Annotated in this window: 1 protein-coding gene and 1 pseudogene; both read right to left on the bottom strand. The window is 66.7% G+C overall.

Annotation, left to right across the window (positions count from 1 at the left end; translation table 11 throughout):
- Positions 1–484 (bottom strand): 16S rRNA (guanine(966)-N(2))-methyltransferase RsmD (rsmD, locus tag Y705_RS19415; RefSeq protein ID WP_049822656.1); only part of this gene is annotated, 484 nt, incomplete at its 3' end.
- 42 nt (positions 485–526) lie between these two features.
- A pseudogene (locus Y705_RS19410) lies at positions 527–801 on the bottom strand (ATP-dependent DNA helicase RecG); the annotation flags it as partial.

Genomic DNA, 801 nt, shown 5'->3' with positions numbered 1-801 from the left:
CGGCGGACCGCGAGGAGCGCTCAAGAACGACGACGGCGCCGGGCGAAAGCCGTGGGACGAGTGCCGCGAGGATCTCGATCAGCGGTGATGCTCCGAAGTCGTACGGCGGATCGAGGAAGACGAGGTCCCATTTCAGGTCATGTGCCGTCCGGCTGAGGTAGGTTTCCACCTTGGCGCGGTGCACCCGCGCGGCGGTCCACCCGAGGGTCCTGTTCACCACATCGGCGTTCTTCTGGACCACCGCGGCGGCCTTGTCCGCCGACTCCACGAGGTCCACGGTGGCCGCTCCCCTGCTGGCGCTCTCGATACCGAGGGAGCCGGAACCGGCAAAGAGGTCGAGGACGTGTGCACCGTGCACCACGTTGTAGGCGTCGAGCCTCGAGAACAACGCTTCCTTGACGCGGTCGGTGGTGGGTCGAGTTCCTGATCCCGGAACGCTCGTCAGGGTAGTGCCGCCGGCGGCCCCGGCAATGATGCGCGTCATTCTCCCACTGTATCGGGAGGATCCGGCAGTGTCGGGAGCGCGTCAGCCGCGTTCCAGGAACGCTTCCTTCTCGGGGTTGAGGTACAGCTCGATTGCGCTGACCAGCCCTGGATACCCGCTCAGTTCCGGGTCTACCGCCACGATCTCCTGGGCGTCGCTGCGCGCCTTCTCGATGATCTTGCCGTGCTGGGTGATCTTCAGGAAGCGCAGCGCCGACCTGCCGCCGGACTGGGACGCCCCGAGGATGTTGCCCTCGCGGCGCAGCTCGAGGTCCTTCTGCGAAAGCTCGAAGCCGTCGGTGGTGGAAGCTACGGCGC

Source organism: Arthrobacter sp. H41 (assembly GCF_000520535.1).
Taxonomy (GTDB): domain Bacteria; phylum Actinomycetota; class Actinomycetes; order Actinomycetales; family Micrococcaceae; genus Arthrobacter_D.
Note: the sequence above shows the minus strand (reverse complement) of the source record. Positions and strands in the feature narration are given on the sequence as shown.